Genomic DNA, 17,665 nt, shown 5'->3' on the forward strand with positions numbered 1-17,665 from the left:
TGACGCCTGTGTTAGGGTCATGTCATATTGCGCGGTTACACTGCTTAATGCGTAATTTTTTACCTTAATCTGGAAGGAACCTATGACCACACTCTCCCGCCATCCGGCTTTCTTATCGCTGCAGGGCGGTATCAACTTTCGTGACCTGGGCGGCCAGCGTACCGCCGACGGCCGTCGCGTGCGTACCGGGAAATTATTCCGCTCCGGCTCGCTGCATATGATGACGGCAGATGACCTCACCCATCTGGACGCGATCCCGCTTAGCCGAGTGATTGATTATCGCGATCCGGGCGAAGTGAATCGCAGCCCCGATAAGCTGAACGAAGCGGCTCACTACCTCAACGCCCCGGCGAATCCGCACGTTCGCGACGTCAACGCCAAAGTCACCGAGCTCAACGCCGCCACCCTGAACGCCCTTAACGGCGAGCAGTTTATGCTGGCGCTCTACCGCCAGCTGCCGTTCAATAACGCCGCTTATCGCCAGCTGGCCGGTTGGCTGATGGAGCCTTTCGACGGCGCGCTGCTGCAGCACTGCGCGGTGGGAAAAGACCGCACCGGCGTTGGCTGCGCGTTGACGCTGTTCGCCCTCGGCTGCGATCGTCATACGGTCATGGAGGAATATCTGCTCACCCAGGGCATGCTGACGCAGGTCGAAGATTACATGCTCCAGTCCCTCGGTAATGCGCTGACCCCCCGCGGCCGGCAGAACCTGGCGGAAATGATGACGGTGCATGAGTCCTACCTTGCCGCCGCACTTTCGCAAATCGACGAACGCTACGCCAGCGTCGATGCCTGGCTGGAGAAAGAGTATCAGCTCACGCCGCAGGCGCGAGAAGCGCTCCAGTCGCGGCTTCTGGAGGGGTAATCCCCTCCCGTTTTCAGGCTGCAGAGCCCACGTTGACGGGCTACACTCAGGGTCACAGGAAAAAAATGTGATTTCGTACACATCTCATTTACCTGTTTGCCGGAAAGCACATATAATGCGCTCCCATCGACTTCCTGTTTAAACTGACAAAGGCCTGTGCGGCATTAACATCGCCCACGACATAAAGATTATGAAATTATCAACACTCTTCGCGGCAGCCTTCGCCATCGTGGGCTTTTGCAACACAGCTTCTGCTGTAACCTACCCTCTGCCCACCGACGGCAGCCGTCTGATTGGCCAGAACCAGGTGATCACCATTCCGGAAGGCAACAAGCAGCCGCTGGAATATTTCGCCGCTGAATACCAGATGGGTTTATCCAACATGCTGGAAGCCAACCCGGGCGTGGACACCTTCCTGCCGAAAGGCGGCACCGTGCTGAATATCCCGCAGCAGCTGATCCTGCCGGACACCGTGCATGAAGGTATCGTCATCAACAGCGCGGAAATGCGCCTCTACTACTATCCGAAAGGCACCAACACCGTCATCGTGCTGCCGATCGGCATCGGCCAGTTAGGCAAAGACACGCCGATCAACTGGGTGACGAAAGTTGAGCGTAAAAAAGCCGGTCCGACCTGGACGCCTACCGCCAAAATGCACGCTGAATATGCCGCAGCCGGTGAACCGCTGCCGGCCGTTGTTCCTGCCGGCCCTGATAACCCGATGGGCCTGTACGCGCTGTATATCGGCCGCCTGTACGCTATTCACGGTACCAACGCTAACTTCGGCATCGGCCTGCGCGTCAGCCACGGCTGCGTGCGTCTGCGTAACGACGATATCAAATTCCTGTTTGAAAACGTGCCGGTCGGCACCCGCGTTGAGTTTATCGATGAGCCGGTAAAAGCCACTACCGAACCTGACGGCAGCCGCTTCATTGAAGTTCACAACCCGCTGTCCACCACGGAAGAGCAGTTCCAGGGCGGCGAAATCGTGCCGATTAACCTGACCAAATCAGTACAGGCGATTACCAGCCAGGCTGACGTAGACCAGAGCGTGGTCGATCAGGCGATCCAGAACCGTTCCGGTATGCCGGTGCGTCTGAACTAAAACGCATCGCACAGAGTGGCGGGCCCGGTGCCCGCCATTTTTTTATCCGTTATTGACCAGAATAATTCCGCCGTGGTCGTAGCGATAGTGGCAATGGGCATACTCCAGCGGCGTACCGTCCTCCAGATAGATCACCTGCTCCACCTCCAGCACCGGGTCGCTCGCTTCGCAGTTGAGATGCTCCCTGTCCAGCGCCTGCGGTTTCATCGCCCGCACCACCCGATACGATCCCATCATCTTCAGCCCCAGCGTCTCCTGCACGTAGCGAAATACCGAGCTTTCGAGATGCGTTTTATTCAGGCCGGGCACCAGCGCAACGGGCATCACGGTGAGGTCCAGCGACACGGGTTCCTCGTTGAGCAGCCGCAGGCGGACGAAATCATAGACCGGGGCATCGGCGTCAATCAGCAACGAGCTTTGCTCTTTTTCCGACGGAAAACGCAGCTCGAAGCGAATCACCCGGCTGGTCACTTCCCCTACATGCTCCCAGGTTTTGGTGGCGCCAAAATAGTCGCTGCCGGGCAGCTCCCACTGCGAAAGCTGGAGGAAGTTTTTGCGCACGAAGGTTCCCTGCCCCTTACGGGTGTAGATAAGGCCTTCGACAATCAGCTGGCGCATCGCCTGCTGGATGGTCATCCTGCTGGTGCTGAACTCCGCCGCTAAGGCGAACTGGTCGGGTAACGGCGCGCTGGCGGGATACTGCCGGCTGATAATACGTTTTTTGATTTCCCGCGCGATACTCAGATATTTGGCCGTCATTCCCGGATCCTTTTACGTGTCTGATAGTGGCTGGCGGGCAGAATATACCATCTGCCCGCGCGAGGCGCCGCTACATCTCTTCGCCGTGACTGCGGATGGCCCGCTTCAGCCAGGCATAGCTTTTCTTCGGGACGCGCTTAAGGTCCTTAAGGTCGTGGTTTTCACGGTTCACGTAGACAACCCCGTAGCGCTTGCGCATATCGCCCTGCGAACTGAGAATATCGATTAACCCCCAGCCCAGATAGCCAATCACCCGCGCGCCGTCCTCAAACATCGCCTCTTTCATGGCGTTGATATGGTCGCGATGATAGGCGATGCGGTAATCGTCAGCGACCGGATTTTCGCCGTCCCAGGACTCAATCACCCCGATGCCGTTTTCAATCGGGAATACCGGCAGACGCCAGTCGTTGTAGTAGCGGGTAATGATGGTGCGAAAGCCCAGCGGGTCAATCTGCCAGCCCCACTCGGTGGCCTGCAGAAAGTCATTCTTTTTATCGCCAAACTGCATGTAGTGGTTCACCGGCGTGCCCGGCGGGATCGGGTCGCTATCCAGCGCCTTGCTGGCGTAGTAGCTAAAGGCCAGATAGTCGATTTTAACCTGCGCCATCAGCGCCAGATCCTCTGCGCGGTAGATATCCGCAAAGCCTTCGCGGGCGACAACGTGCATGACCTCCGGGCTGTAGCCCTCTCCGGCGAAGGCGCGCAGCAGGTTCTGGTTTAAAAACTCATCGAGCTGCTGGACGCAAAGGATATCGCGCGGTTTGCAGGTCGCCGGATAGACCAGCGCGTGGGCCAGCATGCCGCCCATCAGGCACTGCGGCTTCGCCTGGTGCAGATACTGCGTCAGGTGCACGTGGGCCATCATCACGTGGTGCTGGATCTGATACAGCTCGCGCAGGGTCTTCTCGCCGCGCATATAGCCTGAAATCAGAAACGCGTCCGGCATGTGGTAGAGATTCTGTTCATTAAAGGTCAGCCACCACTTCACCTTGTCGCCAAAGCAGTCGATCATCTTCTGCCCGTAACGAATAAAGGCTTCCATCACCCGACGGTCGGTAAAACCGTTATAGCGTTCAGCCAGCGACAGCGGCATATCGAAGTGATAGAGGCAGATCATCGGCTCAATGCCGCGGGCAAGCAGTTCATCGATAAACTGGTGATAAAAGGCGATACCTTCTTCATTGAACTCGCCGTCGCCTTCCGGGCAAACGCGGCTCCAGGCAATCTGGAAGCGGTAGCAGTTCATGCCCAAATCCTGCATCAGGTCGAAGTCTTCCCGGTAGCGGTGGTACGAGTCGGTTGCCACCTTCCAGTCGGACGCAAATTCCGCCGGCTGGCGGATATCGTAAACCGACATCCCCTTCCCGCCCTCATTCCACGCCCCTTCGGTTTGCATACTGGAAACCGAGTTACCCCATAAAAAATCTGCCGGTAGTGTTCTGTTCATCGCTCGCACCTATGACTAGTCATATTAATTTCATGACTAGTCATATAAACGAAATTCTCCCGTCAGGCAAAGTCCAGGATCGCGTTTTGTGAGCGCAACGGATAAAAAAACCGGATCGCGAAACAGACGATCCGGCGTGCAAGAGAGGAAGTTACTGCTGGGCGAGCTGGTCGCGGCGGTATTCGCCCTGGCGCTCCAGCATCCAGCCCGGATACTCTCGCGGCAGCGCGCTGACCGCGTCAAGCCGCGCCAGTTCATCATCATTCAGGGCAATGCTGGTCGCCGCGAGGTTATCGGCGAGCTGCTCAGCGCGCTTCGCGCCAATAATCACGCTGCTTACCGCCGGCTGATGCAGCAGCCAGGCCAGCGCGATTTGCGCCACCGAAACACCCTTCGCATCGGCAATCTCGCGCATCACATCAATGCAGTCAAAAGCCCGCGCTTTATTCACCGGCGGGAAATCAAACTCCTGACGGCGGCCGCCGCTCGCCGAGTGCCCATCGCGATCGTACTTACCGCTGAGCAGCCCTCCCGCCAGCGGGCTCCAGACCATCAGGCCCAGGCCTTCGCTCTGCATCATCGGCACCAGCTCGCGCTCCAGATCCCGGCCGGCAAGAGTGTAGTAAGCCTGCAACGAGGCAAAACGCGCCAGCCCCAGACGTTCGGAAATGCCCAGCGCTTTGACTATCTGCCATGCCGCCCAGTTCGACACGCCGATATAGCGGACGTAGCCGTGCTCCACCAGGTTATCCAGCGCATACAGCGTCTCTTCGATCGGGGTCGCCGGATCGAAGCCATGGAGTTGATAGAGATCGATATGATCGAGCTGCAGGCGACGCAGGCTCTCCTTCACGCTGCCGATGATGTGATAGCGCGAACTGCCGCGCGAGTTCACGCCTGCGGTGCCGGTTTCGCCAAACACTTTGGTCGCCACGACGACGTTTTCACGCGGCACTTTCAGATTCTTCAGCGCCTGGCCGGTAATCTCTTCCGAGCGCCCTTCTGAATAGACGTCAGCGGTGTCGATGAAGTTGATGCCCGCATCCAGCGCGCTGCCCACCAGCTGCTCTGCCTCCGCCTGGCGCAGCTGCCCCACTTTCCCCCACAGGCCGCCTTCGCCGCCGAAGGTCATGGTGCCGAGGCACAGCTCAGAGACAAAAAGGCCGGTATGGCCCAGTTTTTGATAACGCATAGGACTCTCCTTCAATCAGGGTGATTCACCATCGTGAATAAAGTTATACCCCGGAAAAGGAGAGCGCGAATGTGGCGTTTCTGTCCGTTTCTTGCCCAATTCTCTGAAAATCAGAGCTGCAGCAATCCGTACCCTACCAGCGCGGCCCACAGCAGCATGGGCAGAGAGTAGATATGGAAACGCCACCAGATACGGCGATCGCCAGCCATGCGCAGCGCAATCAGGTTTGCCAGAGAGCCCGGCAGCAGGCCGAACCCGCCGACGTTTACCGCCCAGGCCAGCAGCACCGATGGTGGAACGTAATTGAGCAGCAAAATGGTCGCCGGGACGTTGCTGATAAACTGCGACAGGCCAATCGACGTCAGCCACAATCCGCCTGCCGAGAGCTGGCCGACGCCGTTAAGCGCATGCTGGAGAGCCGGTAGCTGGGTCAACAGGTGAACGTCAATAAACATCGCCATGAAGACCAGCAGCAGCGTCCAGTCGACGTGGATAATGACCGCCCGCGCCAGCAGCAAAAAACCCAGCGCGATCAGCGCCAGTCCCCACAGCTCCTGCTTCAGCTCTAAGGCGGTCAAAAAGACCCCATAGAACGCCAGGCAGCTCCAGACCAGCTTTGGCCGCCAGGAGGGCGCCCTGTCGCTACTCTGATAGTCGAGACGCTTCGCGGGGAAACAGAACCAGCACAGCGCCAGCAGGGTGAGCATCATCGCTGCCGCCAGCGGCAGCATCTGGCCGATAAAGGCCGGAAAGGAGAGGCCCGAGCGCCCCCAGAGAAGAATGTTTTGCGGGTTACCGATGGGCGTTAACAACGACCCGGCGTTCACCGCCAGCGCTTCAAAAATGATGAGACGGCTTGTCGGGATGGCGCACCATTTTTTCAGAGTCAGCGTGAGCGGCACGACGATGAACAGCGCCACGTCGTTGGTTAAGAAGGTGGATAGCAGCGCGGCCGCCAGCACCATAAAGATGGCCAGCTGGCGCTCGGTCACAAAGCGGCGCGCCATTTTGCGACCTATTACGTCAAAATAGCCGCTCAGTTCAATACCTTTGGTCAGTAGCATCAGCCCGCTAAGGGTGATAACCGTATGCCAGTCAATGGCGTGTAACCAGCCTGCAGGGGCAAACGGAACAAAAAAGCTTAAAACAACGCCGACGATCAGCAGCAGATGCAAAAAACGGTCGCGGATTAGCGACTGAACAAAGACGAGGTTCATTCTCCCGGTGACCCCTGCTTGAGGGTAAACTGTTTAAACATCGCCAGCGTCTCTTCGCTTACGTGGTGCTCCATGCCTTCGGCGTCGCGACGCGCAATTTCCGGGCTAACGCCGATCACCAGTAAAAAGTTTTCGACGATCTGGTGGCGTTCGCGGCTTTCATGCGCCAGCTTCTCACCTTCCGGGGTTAAAAAGATCCCCCGCCATGGGATCTGTTCGATCAGCCCGACGCTGGCCAGTCGTTTTAACATTTTCGCAACCGTTGGCTGCGACACCCCAAGACGCGCGGCCATGTCCACCTGACGGGCTTCCCCCACCTCCATAATCAGATCGGAGATCAGCTCCACGTAGTCATCAATCAGCTCCCGACGATGCGCCTCGCGCACCTGACGAAACCCCTCAACGTGTTCTTCGACATTCACTAGCTGCGTCACTTTTTTTGTTATTGGCTTACCTGCGCGACGGTTCATTGTGCTTCCTCATTCCTGTGACGCATCAAGCATCATATAAAAGGATCCCTATTGTAATGGATCGCGCACAGAGAACAAAAAATTAACGTTTTAGCCATAGCTATAAAATATAGCCTGTGCTATATCTGTATGTAATACACACATCCTTCAAGGAGTGAAGGACGAAGTTACAGGAGGTCGAGATGAATGAATTCAAGAGGTGTTTAAACGTGTTTACCCATTCTCCTTTTAAAGTACGGTTAATGCTTGTCGGTATGCTGTGCGATCTGATCAACGGCAAGCCCCAGCAGGATAAACCCAACAACTAATGCGGCGTCGCGGTACGCCGCTTCATTTTTCTGTCATAATTTCCCGTCAAACTGGCTGATTACTCAGCGCTACGGCAACTTTTTTCAAGTTTTGTAAGCTTCCTCCCAAAACAATCCGTTATGGATGGTTGACCTTAACATTTGCAAGCCCTATCTTTTGTCAGCCCTGCCACTACTGCGGCTCGCAGAGACCCTCTTCACGCACTGTCCAGCAGGTTTTACCCCTTGATGCCAGGGGACGCACATGGCTCTTTTTGATTGTTTACTATGAATGTCACGCTGAAAGAAACGCTGGTCGCCCGCGGACTGGTACTGAACCCATGGACAGGATTCTACTTTTTACAATCGCTGTTTATTAACCTGGCGCTGGGCTACGACTTTAGCCTGCTCTATACCGTTGCTTTTACCTGCGTGCTGCATCTGCTGTGGCGCAGCTTTCCGCGCGCGCAAAAAGTGACGATCGGCGCCTATTCGCTGCTGGCGGCCATGTACTATCCTTTCGGCCAGGCCTACGGCGCGCCCAATTTCAACACGCTGCTGGCGCTGCATGCCACAAACATCGAAGAGTCCACCGAGATCCTGACCATTTTCCCGTGGTACAACTATCTGCTGGCCGTGTTTATCTTTGCGCTCGGCGTGATTGCCGTACGGCGCAAGCCGGATGCATCGGCGCGATGGGGGAAAATGGAGACGCTGGGGCTGCTGTTCTGCACCGCTATTTTCTTTCTCGAGCCGGTGCAAAACCTCGCCTGGGGCGGCGTCTTTAAGGTTATCGACACCGGCTACCCCGCCGTACGCTTCGTTAAAGACGTGGTTGTGAATAATAATGAAGTGCTGGATGAGCAGGCGCGAATGGCGCAGCTGGCGAATATGAAAGACAGCTGGCACGTGCTGGCGGTAAAGCCCAAATATCATCTGTATGTGGTGGTGATCGGCGAGAGCGCGCGTCGCGATGCGCTCGGCGCCTTTGGCGGCCACTGGGACAACACCCCGTTCGCCAGCTCGGTAAAAGGCTATCTGTTCAATGACTACGTTGCCGCCAGCGGTTCAACGCAGAAATCGCTCGGTTTAACCCTCAACCGGGTGGTCGATGATAAACCGCAGTTTCAGGATAACTTTGTCACCCTCGCCAACCGCGCCGGTTTTCAGACCTGGTGGTTCTCGAATCAGGGGCAAATTGGCGAATACGATACGGCAATTGCCAGCATCGCCAAACGCGCGGACGAAGTTCAGTTCCTCAAGAACGGCGATTTCGAGGCCAATAAAAACACTCAGGATGAGCAGCTATTAAAGCTGACCGCGCAGGTGCTTGCCACCCGCCGCACCCAGCCGCAGCTGATTGTCCTGCATTTGATGGGTTCGCATCCGCAGGCCTGCGACCGCACCAAAGGGAAATACGCGGTTTTTGTTCAGTCGAAAGAGACCTCCTGCTATCTCTACACCATGACGCAAACCGATACGCTGCTGAGCGATCTTTATACTCAGCTACAAAACTCGGGCGAAACCTTCTCGATGACCTATTTTTCCGATCACGGTCTGGCTTTTAAAGAGCGCGGGAAAGAGGTGCAGTATCTGGCGCACGACGATAAGTACCAGCAGAATTTCCAGGTCCCCTTTATGGTGATCTCCAGCGATGATAAAGCGCATAAGGTCATTAAAGCGCGGCGGTCCGCCAACGACTTCCTCAGCTTCTTTTCGCAGTGGACCGGCATCAGCGCTCAGGAGATTGCCCCGCGCTATCGTTTTATCTCGGAACAGAAGGCCGGCCCCATCTACATCACTAACTTCCAGCTGAAGAAAGTGGACTATACCCATCTGGGTACCGACGCGTTTACCGTCAATTAACACGGTTGCGTAAACCGCAGGCAAAAAAAATCCGCCCCTTGAGGCGGATTTTTTATATCACCGGAGTGATTAGAAGCGGTAACCTACGCCAGCAATCCAGGTGCCAACGTCAACGTTACGAATGCGAGACTGCTCGTAGGAGAAGTCCAGAGCAACGTTTTCGATCGGGTTGAACTGCAGACCAGCACCGTAAGAGAAACCGTAGTCGCTCATGTCAGATTTGTTCGGGTAGCTGTTGTCCTGGAATTTACCGTAACCAACACCCACTACGCCGTAGATGCTCGCCCAGTCATTCAGACGGTAAGCCGGACCTGCGGTGATGCCGTAGTACTGGCCTTTTTTGTAAACGCCAGACTCAGAACGATCTTTTTCGGTGTAGGTGAAAGAACCGATAACACCCAGCGGGTTGTTGTCTTGCTCGTAGCGGTACTTCAGGTTGAAACCGCCTGCTTTGTTCGCTTCACCCTGCATATCGCTCTGCGCGTAGCCACCGGTAACGGTAGAAGTCGCGGCGAAAGCAGTGGTACCTACGGATGCAGCCAGAACAACGGCCAGTGCTGAAAAACGTGCAATTTTATTCATAACCACCTCAAATGTGTTTCTAATAAGTCCTAAGCCTTAAATATAACAAAAACTTTTGGGAAACTCTTTTCACTTTACATTGTCTAACGTACTTTTTCATGTAACTAAAGGTTTCTACGTTTCTATAACAAACTGGAAAACAAACCTTTTTTACAAATATACTCCTATTAAGGCTCATAAAGCGCCAGACGTGTATCCAGATTATTCCTAATCTTCTGGTGAAATTATCTTCAACCCCGCGCTATTGTACTGCTTTTACACCCCTTTTTTTCAACATTAGCTCAACCGGCGCGGGGTAATTCATTTACACTGGAACCTTTACCGCATTTGACAAAATTGACAGGAGAAAGGATGCCCGGCTCGTCCCGCAAAGTACCGGCATGGTTGCCGATACTGGTTATTTTAATTGCCATGATTTCGATCCAGAGTGGCGCCTCACTGGCCAAGTCACTCTTCCCGCTGGTGGGTGCGCCGGGCGTTACCGCCCTGCGCCTCGCGCTCGGCACCTTCATCCTGGTGGTTATCTTCAAACCCTGGCGCCTGCGCTTTGCCCCGGAGCAGCGCCTGCCGCTGCTCTTCTACGGCCTGTCGCTCGGTGCGATGAACTACCTGTTCTATTTATCGATTCAGCGCATTCCGCTAGGCGTCGCCGTCGCGCTGGAATTTACCGGCCCCCTGGCGGTGGCGCTCTTTGGCTCCCGTCGCCCCCTCGATTTCGTCTGGGTGGCGCTGGCGGTGCTCGGGCTCTGGTTTCTGCTGCCGCTGGGGCAAAGCGTGGCGCAGATCGATCCCATTGGCGCGCTGCTGGCCCTCGGCGCTGGCGCCTGCTGGGCGGTCTACATTCTGACCGGCCAGCGCGCCGGCGAAGAGCATGGCCCCGCAACGGTCGCTATGGGGTCGCTAATCGCTGCGGTGGTCTTCGTCCCGATGGGGATGATCCAGGCCAGCGATACGCTCTTTCAGTGGGGGCTGCTGCTGCCGGGACTGGGGATCGCCATTTTATCGACCGCGCTGCCCTACTCTCTGGAAATGGTTGCCTTGACCCGCATGCCCAGCAAGACCTTTGGCACCCTGATGAGCATGGAGCCGGCTCTCGCCGCGCTTTCCGGAATGGTGTTTCTTGGGGAAACGCTAACCGCGACCCAAACGCTGGCGCTGGGGGCGATTATTCTTGCCTCGATGGGCTCCACGCTGACGATGCGTCGGGAAACGAAGATACAGAAGGTCGACATCAGCTAGCGAAAAGGAGCTGATTGACGAGAAACTCAATCATCTCCTTAATTTATAAACTATTTTTCCTGACTAACAGCCCTGCGCTATCAGACCGATAGAGACTACCGCCGCTGCAAAGCTCAAATCCGTTGCTATACTTAATTCCGCAAGTTATTGGGATGAGACGCTCCGAATAATTCGAATTTGAAGTATGACGAGTACAAATATCAAGAGGATATGACACTATGAGTACCGCAAAACTGGTTAAAACTAAAGCAACGAATCTGCTCTATACCCGTAACGACGTCGCTGATAGCGCGAAGAAAGCGACCGTTGAGCTGCTGAATCGCCAGGTGATCCAGTTCATTGACCTGTCTTTGATTACCAAACAGGCTCACTGGAATATGCGCGGTGCAAACTTTATTGCCGTTCATGAGATGCTGGACGGCTTCCGCACTGCGCTCGTCGACCACCTTGATACGATGGCAGAACGTGCCGTACAGCTTGGTGGCGTAGCGCTGGGTACGACTCAGGTCATTAACAGCAAAAGCCCGCTGAAAAGCTACCCGCTGGATATCCATAGCGTCCAGGACCATCTGAAAGAGCTGGCCGACCGCTATGCGATCGTCGCCAACGATGTGCGTAAAGCCATCGATGAAGCCAAAGATGAAGATACCGCTGATATCTTCACCGCTGCTTCACGCGACCTGGATAAATTCCTGTGGTTCATCGAAGCCAATATCGAGTAAGGCCAACTGCCGTCAGCCACGCTGGCGGCTTTTTTTCTTTCCACTTCCCCGCCGCGCACCACTTCAGTGCATGAGAATGTACAAAATACGCGCAAAAGTAAAACAATTGTAATAATCACCTCACACAATCGTTACGCCGAGATTGTTTTAACATCAGGGTTTGCGTTAAAAATGCTCTTGTTATGCGATGCCTTTATGACGCACCAAAACGGCGCCCCATATCGGTGCATTTAACGTTATCCGTTATCAAAATTGTGCAACAGGCGCCTTCCTGCTTGTTATAAAACAACAGGTTGTAAAAGTGGCATGATTTTTTCATAAGGCAACTCGTTCTCGCAGGGGATCGTCCCGTGGATATAAAAGGAAATGCTATGAAGTCTGTATTTAAAGTTTCACTGGCTGCACTGACCCTGGCTTTTGCGGTTTCTTCTCACGCCGCTGATAAAACACTGGTTGTCGCGACCGACACGGCGTTTGTACCGTTCGAATTTAAACAGGGCGATAAGTATGTCGGTTTCGACGTTGACCTGTGGGCTGCCATTGCGAAAGAGCTAAAGCTTGACTACACCCTGAAGCCAATGGACTTCAGCGGTATCATTCCGGCGCTGCAGACCAAAAACATCGATCTCGCGCTGGCGGGGATCACCATCACCGACGAACGTAAAAAAGCGATCGACTTCTCTGACGGCTACTACAAAAGCGGCCTGCTGGTCATGGTTAACGCGAATAATAACGATATTAAAGATGTCAAAGATCTGAACGGTAAAGTGGTTGCCGTGAAGGGCGGCACCGGCTCCGTTGATTACGCGAAAGCCAATATCAAAACCAAAGATCTGCGCCAGTTCCCGAACATCGATAACGCCTATATGGAACTGGGTACCGGTCGCGCTGATGCGGTTCTGCACGATACGCCAAACATCCTTTACTTCATCAAAACTGCGGGTAACGGCAAGTTCAAAGCGGTAGGCGACTCGCTGGAAGCGCAAAACTACGGTATCGCCTTCCCGAAAGGCAGCGACGAGCTGCGTGAAAAAGTGAACGGCGCGCTGAAAACGCTGCGTGAGAACGGCACTTACAACGAAATTTATAAAAAATGGTTCGGTACTGAACCCAAATAATAATTAGCGATACTCTCTTCCAGGCCTGCTGTGGTCTGGTAGACCTGGAGCTCTCCGGGCTACCCGTCAGCAGGCCTGAATAGTTTTCTCAGGGGGTTTTCCTCTGTTTTCGACACGGTAACAGGAACACATTATGCAGTTTGACTGGAGTGCCATCTGGCCCGCCATCCCAATTTTACTGGAAGGCGCCAAAATGACGCTGTGGATTTCGGTCCTCGGCCTGGTCGGCGGTCTGATAATCGGTCTGGTGGCCGGTTTCGCCCGCTGTTTCGGCGGCTGGATTGCCAACCACATTGCGCTGGTCTTTATCGAAATCATCCGCGGCACCCCGATTGTGGTGCAGGTCATGTTCATCTACTTCGCCCTGCCGATGGCGTTTAGCGATTTACGCATCGACCCGTTCTCGGCGGCGGTGGTAACCATTATGATCAACTCCGGCGCCTATATTGCGGAAATCACCCGCGGCGCGGTGCTGTCGATCCATAAAGGGTTCCGGGAAGCAGGCCTCGCGCTGGGCCTTTCTCGTCGGGAAACTATCCGCTACGTGATCCTGCCGCTGGCGCTGCGCCGTATGCTGCCGCCGCTGGGAAACCAGTGGATTATCAGCATCAAAGATACCTCGCTGTTTATCGTCATCGGCGTGGCCGAACTGACCCGTCAGGGCCAGGAAATTATTGCCGGTAACTTCCGCGCGCTGGAGATCTGGAGCGCCGTTGCGGTTATCTACCTGATCATCACCCTGGTGCTGAGCTTTGTTCTGCGTCGTCTTGAAAGAAGGATGAAAATCCTGTGATTGAATTTAAAAACGTTTCCAAGCATTTTGGCCCAACCAAGGTGCTGCATGATATCGATCTGAAGATCAACCAGGGCGAAGTCGTGGTGATTATCGGGCCGTCCGGTTCCGGTAAATCGACCCTGCTGCGCTGTATTAACAAACTTGAAGAGATTACCAGCGGCGATTTGATCGTCGACGGTCTGAAGGTCAACGACCCGAAGGTTGACGAGCGGCTGATTCGCCAGGAAGCCGGGATGGTATTCCAGCAGTTTTATCTGTTCCCGCACCTGACGGCGCTGGAAAACGTGATGTTCGGCCCGCTGCGCGTTCGCGGCGCCAATAAAGCGGCGGCGGAAAAACTGGCGAAAGACCTGCTGGAGAAAGTGGGCCTCGCGGAACGTGCGCACCACTACCCTTCTGAGCTTTCAGGCGGACAGCAGCAGCGCGTGGCCATTGCCCGGGCGCTGGCGGTTAAACCCAAAATGATGCTGTTTGATGAGCCGACTTCCGCGCTTGACCCTGAACTGCGTCATGAAGTGCTGAAAGTGATGCAGGATCTGGCCGAAGAAGGCATGACCATGGTTATCGTTACCCACGAAATCGGCTTCGCCGAAAAAGTGGCGTCGCGCCTGATCTTTATCGATAAAGGGCGCATTGCGGAAGATGGCGATCCGCAGATGCTGGTGAATAACCCGCCCAGCCCGCGCCTGCGCGAGTTTTTGCAGCACGTAGCCTGATCCCCCCCGGCTCTCCCTTCGCGGGAGAGCCGCTTTCCAGAATCATCCCAACCTCGCTCTGCGGATCTCATCTTCTATACTTATTGGTTTGAGATGCAATGGAGGTGCCTGTGCCGCGGATTTTGTTACTGCTTGCCCTACTCTTCACCGCTCCGCTATGGGCCGCGACGCTGCCAGGCGTTCCGGCAACCACAGCGGACCCGTCCAGCAGCAGTGAACCCGATGTGGCGCAGAAGAAAGCGGCCTACGGCGCGCTGGCCGACGTGCTTGAAAACGCCGACGCCCGTCAGGAGCTTATCGAGCAGCTGCGGAAAGCCGCCGCCACGCCGCCGCCGGACAGTACGCCGAAGCTGACGCCGCCGGAAATAAAAGACGAGACCACGGTGCTGGAGAACGTCACTCACATCAGCCGCGAATACGGAGAGCAGCTCTCTTCGCGCTTCTCCCAGCTGTGGCGCAACATCACCGGTTCTCCGCACAAAGCGTTTAATTCTCAGACTTTCACCAACGCCGCCTGGCATTTCCTGCTGCTGGCGGGCCTGGTCTTTGCGTTCTGGTGGCTGGTACGCCTGGCGGCCCTGCCGCTGTATCGCAAAATGGGCCACTGGGGACGGCATAAAAACCGCGACCGCAGCAACTGGCTTCAGCTACCTGCAACGATCGCCGGCGCGTTTATTTTTGACCTGCTTCTGCTGGCGCTCACGCTCTTCGTGGGCCAGCTTTTAAGCGACCGCCTGAACGGTAACAACCCCACCATCGCCTTTCAACAAAGCCTGTTTCTCAACGCCTTCGCGCTGATTGAATTTTTCAAGGCCATTCTGCGGCTTATTTTTTGCCCCCGCATCCCGGAGCTACGCCCGTTCAACCTCAGCGATGAAGCGGCGAAATACTGGAACCTGCGTCTCAGCGCGCTGAGCAGCCTGATTGGCTACGGGCTCATCGTCGCGGTGCCGATTATCTCCAACCAGGTCAACGTACAGTTCGGAGCGCTGGCCAACGTGGTGATTATGCTGTGCATTACGCTGTGGGCGCTGTACCTGATATTTCACAATAAGAAATTGATTACCCAGGGGCTTATCCATCTCGCCGACCGCTCGCTGGCCTTCTTTAGCCTGTTTATCCGCGCCTTTGCGCTGATCTGGCACTGGCTGGCCTGCGCCTATTTTATCGTGCTGTTTTTCTTCTCCCTGTTCGATCCCGGCAACAGCCTGAAATTTATGATGGGCGCGACGCTGCGCAGCCTGGCCATCATCGGCGCCGCCGCGCTGGTCTCCGGTATTCTGTCGCGCTGGATTGCGAAAACCATCACCCTGTCGCCGGAAACCCAGCGCAACTACCCCGAACTGCAAAAACGGCTGAACGGCTGGATCTCCGCGTCGCTGAAAGCCGCGCGTATCCTGACGGTCTGCGTGGCGATCATGCTGCTGCTCAGCGCGTGGGGGCTGTTCGATTTTTGGCAGTGGATACATAACGGCAGCGGGCAAAAAGCGGTGGATGTGCTGATTCGTATCGCGCTGATCCTCTTCTTCTCGGCAATTGGCTGGACGCTGCTCGCCAGCCTGATTGAGAACCGGCTGGCATCGGATATTCACGGCCGCCCGCTGCCCAGCGCCCGCGCCCGAACGCTGCTGACGCTGTTTCGCAACGCGCTGGCGGTGGTCATTAGCACCATTACTATCATGATCCTGCTTTCGGAAGTGGGCGTGAATATCGCCCCGCTGCTGGCCGGCGCAGGCGCGCTGGGCCTGGCGATTTCGTTCGGCGCGCAAACCCTGGTCAAAGACATTATTACCGGGATTTTCATCCAGTTTGAGAACGGCATGAATACCGGCGATCTGGTGACCATCGGGCCGTTAACCGGGACGGTAGAACGCATGTCGATTCGCTCCGTCGGCGTACGCCAGGATACCGGTGCTTATCACATTATTCCGTGGTCTTCGATAACCACCTTCGCCAACTTCGTGCGCGGGATCGGCTCGGTGGTGGCCAACTATGACGTTGATCGACAGGAGGATCTGGATAAGGCCAACCAGGCGCTGAAAGACGCGGTCGCGGAAGTGATGGCGCAGGAAGAGATTCGCGGGCTGATCATTGGCGAGCCCTCTTTCGCAGGATTGGTGGGCTTAAGCAATACCGCCTTCACCCTGCGCGTCACCTTTACCACCCTGCCGTTGAAGCAGTGGACGGTAAGGTTCGCCCTCGACACTCAGGTGAAAAGGCATTTTGACCTCGCGGGCGTGCGGGCGCCGGTACAAACTTACCAGGTTCTGCCGATGCCGGCACCGGCGGGACCGCCGGCACCCGCCGAGCCCACGTTATAAAGCGCGGCGACGTTTGGCTTCGTCCATAAAGGTCCAGGCGATAAAGCGGCTCTGCTTATTTCCCTGGGCCATCTCTTTTTTCACTACTTTCACCGCGCCGACGTCGGTCAGCGCACGGTAGAGCGGCGGCAAATTGTCGCCGCGAGAAACCAGCGAGGTAAACCACTTCACCTGACGGCCAAACTGCTGGCTCTCCGCAATCATCTGCGTAATAAACGCAACCTCGCCCCCTTCGCACCACAGCTCCTGCTGCTGGCCGCCAAAGTTCAGCACGCTCTCCTCGCCCAGTCCCAGGTTGCGACGTTTACGCTCACCGCCCGCCTGCGCGCTGGCGGCGGAATCATGGAACGGCGGGTTACACAGGGTCGCGTCGTAGGTCTCATTTTTATGAATAATGCCGGTCAGAATCGCTTTAGCGTCTTTTTGACGACGCAGGCGGATCTGGCGAGTCAGGCCGGGATTGCCGTTGACGATAGCCTGGGCGCTGGCGAACGCGTCGGCGTTCACTTCGCTGCCGGTAAAACGCCAGCCGTACTCGTGCACGCCAATGAGCGGATAGATGCAGTTTGCGCCAACGCCAATATCGAGAATGCTGGCGTTGGCCGGGATCGTCCCGCTATCCAGCGCCAGCAGATCGGCGAGATGATGGATGTAGTCAGCCCTGCCCGGCACCGGCGGGCAGAGAAAGCCGTCGGGAATATCCCAGTATTTCACCGCGTAGAAGTGCGCCAGCAGCGCTTTATTCAGCGCCTTCACCGCCAGCGGATTGGCAAAGTCGATGGTCTGCTCACCCACCGGGTTAAGGGTGATAAAGCCCTGGAGCTCAGGGTGGGCCTGGCACAGCGCGGGCAGGTCGTAGCGTTGTTGGTGACGGTTACGCGGGTGTAACCCCGGTTTCTGGGCTTTCATGGCAATCTCCTTTGAACAGCCGCGTAAGATACCCGTTGACGGCGGCGCGGTAAA

17 protein-coding genes are annotated in these 17,665 nt (G+C 56.0%); 10 read left to right on the top strand and 7 right to left on the bottom strand.

From position 1 onward, the window contains the following. Positions 1–82: 82 nt before the first annotated feature. On the top strand, positions 83–865 hold the full coding sequence (locus tag JLG71_RS19145) for a tyrosine-protein phosphatase (RefSeq protein WP_048261123.1): 783 nt from the start codon (positions 83–85) through the stop codon (positions 863–865). A gap of 190 nt (positions 866–1,055) precedes the next feature. Beyond that, positions 1,056–1,970, top strand: coding sequence for a L,D-transpeptidase (gene ldtB / locus JLG71_RS19150; RefSeq protein ID WP_049069220.1), 915 nt, complete (start codon positions 1,056–1,058; stop codon positions 1,968–1,970). A gap of 42 nt (positions 1,971–2,012) precedes the next feature. Here the strand turns inward: ldtB and JLG71_RS19155 are convergent, their stop codons facing one another. The 5 genes from JLG71_RS19155 to mntR form a co-directional block, all read right to left on the bottom strand. Further along, positions 2,013–2,729 (bottom strand): GntR family transcriptional regulator, encoded by a 717-nt coding sequence (locus JLG71_RS19155; protein ID WP_014228521.1) that lies wholly within the window; start codon positions 2,727–2,729, stop codon positions 2,013–2,015. Between the two features lie 70 nt (positions 2,730–2,799). Then, positions 2,800–4,176: a glycoside hydrolase family 1 protein gene (locus JLG71_RS19160; protein WP_187228755.1), complete on the bottom strand. Its 1,377-nt coding sequence runs from the start codon at positions 4,174–4,176 to the stop codon at positions 2,800–2,802. A gap of 151 nt (positions 4,177–4,327) precedes the next feature. Beyond that, on the bottom strand, positions 4,328–5,368 hold the full coding sequence (locus JLG71_RS19165; RefSeq protein ID WP_200913760.1) for an aldo/keto reductase: 1,041 nt from the start codon (positions 5,366–5,368) through the stop codon (positions 4,328–4,330). A gap of 110 nt (positions 5,369–5,478) precedes the next feature. Beyond that, entirely contained in the window at positions 5,479–6,585 is a 1,107-nt protein-coding gene (locus JLG71_RS19170) for an anion transporter (RefSeq protein ID WP_200913761.1), read from the bottom strand. Then, a complete protein-coding gene (gene mntR, locus JLG71_RS19175; RefSeq protein ID WP_014228517.1) occupies positions 6,582–7,055 on the bottom strand; it encodes a manganese-binding transcriptional regulator MntR in 474 nt (157 codons plus the stop codon). Before mntR ends, JLG71_RS19170 begins: the two co-directional genes overlap by 4 nt. A gap of 182 nt (positions 7,056–7,237) precedes the next feature. On the opposite strand from mntR, the gene mntS reads away from it, so the two are divergent. Next, complete coding sequence (mntS, locus tag JLG71_RS19180) at positions 7,238–7,363, top strand: manganase accumulation protein MntS (protein ID WP_004100500.1); 126 nt, start codon at positions 7,238–7,240, stop codon at positions 7,361–7,363. 267 nt (positions 7,364–7,630) lie between these two features. Continuing rightward, entirely contained in the window at positions 7,631–9,208 is a 1,578-nt protein-coding gene (locus JLG71_RS19185; RefSeq protein WP_200914323.1) for a phosphoethanolamine transferase, read from the top strand. Between the two features lie 69 nt (positions 9,209–9,277). On the opposite strand, the gene ompX is transcribed toward JLG71_RS19185, so the two are convergent. Beyond that, entirely contained in the window at positions 9,278–9,790 is a 513-nt protein-coding gene (gene ompX, locus JLG71_RS19190; protein ID WP_004130755.1) for an outer membrane protein OmpX, read from the bottom strand. 351 nt (positions 9,791–10,141) lie between these two features. On the opposite strand from ompX, the gene rhtA reads away from it, so the two are divergent. The 6 genes from rhtA (at position 10,142) to ybiO (ending at position 16,702) form a co-directional block, all read left to right on the top strand. Further along, positions 10,142–11,029, top strand: a complete 888-nt coding sequence (gene rhtA / locus JLG71_RS19195) for a threonine/homoserine exporter RhtA (RefSeq protein ID WP_004100495.1) — start codon at positions 10,142–10,144, stop codon at positions 11,027–11,029. A gap of 218 nt (positions 11,030–11,247) precedes the next feature. Next, a complete protein-coding gene (gene dps / locus JLG71_RS19200) occupies positions 11,248–11,751 on the top strand; it encodes a DNA starvation/stationary phase protection protein Dps (protein ID WP_004130751.1) in 504 nt (167 codons plus the stop codon). Between the two features lie 371 nt (positions 11,752–12,122). Beyond that, positions 12,123–12,869: a glutamine ABC transporter substrate-binding protein GlnH gene (glnH, locus tag JLG71_RS19205; RefSeq protein ID WP_004849110.1), complete on the top strand. Its 747-nt coding sequence runs from the start codon at positions 12,123–12,125 to the stop codon at positions 12,867–12,869. Between the two features lie 133 nt (positions 12,870–13,002). Continuing rightward, positions 13,003–13,662, top strand: a complete 660-nt coding sequence (gene glnP, locus JLG71_RS19210) for a glutamine ABC transporter permease GlnP (protein ID WP_004100490.1) — start codon at positions 13,003–13,005, stop codon at positions 13,660–13,662. Then, on the top strand, positions 13,659–14,381 hold the full coding sequence (glnQ, locus tag JLG71_RS19215) for a glutamine ABC transporter ATP-binding protein GlnQ (protein WP_004849106.1): 723 nt from the start codon (positions 13,659–13,661) through the stop codon (positions 14,379–14,381). The genes glnP and glnQ overlap by 4 nt, the downstream gene beginning before the upstream one ends. A 110-nt stretch (positions 14,382–14,491) precedes the next feature. Then, positions 14,492–16,702, top strand: a complete 2,211-nt coding sequence (gene ybiO, locus JLG71_RS19220; protein WP_025108095.1) for a mechanosensitive channel protein — start codon at positions 14,492–14,494, stop codon at positions 16,700–16,702. On the opposite strand, the gene rlmF is transcribed toward ybiO, so the two are convergent. After that, positions 16,697–17,611, bottom strand: a complete 915-nt coding sequence (rlmF, locus tag JLG71_RS19225) for a 23S rRNA (adenine(1618)-N(6))-methyltransferase RlmF (RefSeq protein WP_047724220.1) — start codon at positions 17,609–17,611, stop codon at positions 16,697–16,699. The two genes, ybiO and rlmF, sit on opposite strands and share 6 nt — an antisense overlap. Between the last annotated feature and the right edge of the window lie 54 nt (positions 17,612–17,665).

It is taken from the genome of Klebsiella michiganensis, assembly GCF_015139575.1.
GTDB classification, from domain to species: Bacteria; Pseudomonadota; Gammaproteobacteria; order Enterobacterales; family Enterobacteriaceae; genus Klebsiella; species Klebsiella michiganensis.